Source organism: Lascolabacillus sp., from assembly GCF_028696275.1.
GTDB lineage: Bacteria > Bacteroidota > Bacteroidia > Bacteroidales > Dysgonomonadaceae > Proteiniphilum > Proteiniphilum massiliensis.
In genome coordinates this window covers 9451-12225 of record NZ_JAQVHI010000048.1, presented here as the reverse complement: position 1 = coordinate 12225, position 2775 = coordinate 9451, and the positions used below count along the sequence as shown (strand labels likewise).

Genomic DNA, 2775 nt, shown 5'->3' with positions numbered 1-2775 from the left:
CTTTTTTTATCGGATAAACCGCACAATGTTAAAGTATTATTGAATTGAGATATAAAGATTGTGCTATGCTATATTATTAAAAGGTAGAGGTCAGATAGCATCCAATAATCTGCTTTTATGTGGAGAATTTCCGAAACGTTTACTATAAAGATTCACCAAGTGTGAAACACTTTTAAAATCGTACATCTTTGCAATCTCTGTAATGCTCATGTCAGAATTAAGTACTAGCGACTGAATTTCTTCCATTTTACGGTCAAGCATCCATTGGTAAGGAGTTTGTCCGAAACTCTTCTTAAAATGGCGTGTAAATGTTCTTACGCAGTCGTATTGACAAAGTTCTGCCAGTTCAGTTACGTTTTTTGTAGACATATAGTTCTTGAGAACTTTATCTTCAAATGACTTTGATCTTGTTGTATGAGGAATAAGTTTAACAAGTACAATTTCTTTATCTGAAATGGACTTAACTTTACTAGTCATTCCATCTGAAAATGTAAATGTGCATGACTCAACATCTGTGAGCAAGTACTTACGTACGTTATCTATGTTTTTATTTTCTGTGTCCATATTTTCCCTTATTAAATGTTCCTTTATAAGTAATATCACCTAAAGTAATGCGAATGTTATACTCATCTGCTCCTAAACCTGAAAGGCTTACTATACCAACCCCATTATCAAATACATCAAAGAATGAAGTCTTAGCACCTTTACTTCCATAAATTTCAACGAATACCGGACCGGTATAGTTTTCTACAGTAACGGTTACTTCATTTTTTCCTGAGTAAACTACGACAGCAGGTTCAACTGTAGCCATGAATGACTGAACACCAAATGATTGTCTTGCAATTCGTGTGGTTCCACCCTCTCTGCTTATATCTACAATATCTTCCCAATTATCCTGCACCCTGTTTTCATTCTGTATGTTTGAAGGAAAAGCTAGTGCTATACAAACTGTCATTAAGAATAACACAAATCCTGTTTTTTTCATTTTCTTGAATTTTTAATGCGTTAGAGATTAGTGACACAAAATAACTCACTATTGACACAAAAATCAATACCCTATCACTTTTTTAACGGCATTATTACACTCTTATTCTTGATTTACAGCTATTTAATATTGTCCTTTTTAACGGCAATTAATGTCGTTTTAATCATTAAATAGCGAAATATCGAGATTATTTTCGCTCATTTTCTTTTTTAATTGCGATTTTCTAACTCTTACACTTTCAACTGTTGTATTCATAAAAGTTGCGAGCTGACGGTTGTCTGCATCGCATGCGAGAAGCATTAGCATCATTTTTTCATTAGCATTTAAAATACCATTTTCATCTATTAAATGAGTATAGCTATAGAATGTCTCCTCATCAGGCGATAGTGTCCTGTTTATATCACGAAGATCAGTGTCCGTATTCTTCAATATTGTCTGCATCTCTTTATAGACCTTGGGCTGAGAGGATACATACTTTTGTGTGAGTTTCTCAAACTCGCTCTGAAGAAATGTAAGCCTGTCCGAAATATTACTATATAATAGCAGCAACCATTTACGCTTACCCTCCTCTTTTCTCATAATCTCAGCCTGCATCTCCTGATGCCTCATTTTTTCCTCGGCCTGCATAAGTTTAGTCTGAGTAACTCTCCTGACTTTCCTCGCATACATCAATATAAATATTAATACTATAACAAGAATTAGAGCAAAGATTATAACTCTAAGCGTTTGCTGACGAGCACGTAGGGCCTCATTCTCAGACTCTGTGAGATCATATTTCTTCTCAAGTTCGGTAATCTGAGTATCCAACCTCTCACGAATAGAGTTTTTGTATAGCTCAAAAGCCTCTTTTCTGTAAAGATGCGCCATCTCAGTATTGTTTTGCTTCTCCGCTATATCTGCAATACTTTGGTAAAATAGATAATTCTGACTATACGTGCTATCTTTTATCATATCCAATGCTATCTGAGCATAAAGCATTGCACTATCTAAAAGTTGAAGTCCAACATACCTGCTCGATATATTGTAGTAAACCCTTGATACATCGATGCTCTCATCTTGCGATCTCACAAGTGACAATTTTGCTTTTTCTCTTTCAAGTGCAGTGACAGGATCTCCGATAACATCATAATAAAACGACTGGGCATTGAATATAAAATAGTCTTTTTCCGGCAACAGATTATAAAATGCAGACAAAGAATCAAGGTAATTTTTCCCATTTACAATATTCCTCATCTTCATCTCATTCCAGAAAAATGCAAGATAGGTATCAAACAGATGTACTGAATCTTGCTCTAGTTGAGCAAAATCTTTCGCTTTTTGATAATGCTCATTAGCAGAAATATAGTTCCTGCCATTATAATTTATATTACCTAGAAAATAATTGATTAGATAACCTAGTGATGGATTGGGTTGTGATGTAGCATTCAGTAACCTGCTTGCCTCCCTGAGAGGCTCATAAACAGTACTATCCATAATACCCATACGAGTACGCACAATTCCCTGATAAGCTAATGATCTTATCAGATTAGGATTTTTTGGATCATGAGATTTATAATAATATGTTACTGAATTTATAAGTGAGTCACTCGTAAAATCTACATATGTCTTATCGTCAGATATAGTCTTAAGAAGGTTGTAATATGCTCTGTTAGACCTATTTAATGATTCTACATCCAGCGTTTTTAAACTATCTGACACAAGTCGGGGATTACTGTCTATCATAGTATCCCAGTATGAAAGCGTAAGATTAATATCTATGTCCTCTGCTTTCTCAGAACATGAATGACATA

3 protein-coding genes are annotated in these 2775 nt (G+C 34.6%); all 3 read right to left on the bottom strand.

Translation table 11 applies throughout. The annotated features are described in order from the left end of the window. Window positions 1–90 precede the first annotated feature (90 nt). Window positions 91–564: a helix-turn-helix transcriptional regulator gene (locus PHO43_RS09215; RefSeq protein WP_288012031.1), complete on the bottom strand. Its 474-nt coding sequence runs from the start codon at window positions 562–564 to the stop codon at window positions 91–93. Further along, window positions 548–985, bottom strand: a complete 438-nt coding sequence (locus PHO43_RS09210; RefSeq protein ID WP_045090219.1) for a hypothetical protein — start codon at window positions 983–985, stop codon at window positions 548–550. Before PHO43_RS09210 ends, PHO43_RS09215 begins: the two co-directional genes overlap by 17 nt. Before the next feature lie 159 nt (window positions 986–1144). Continuing rightward, window positions 1145–2775: hypothetical protein (locus tag PHO43_RS09205; RefSeq protein ID WP_288012028.1), on the bottom strand; the 1631-nt coding region annotated here is incomplete at its 5' end.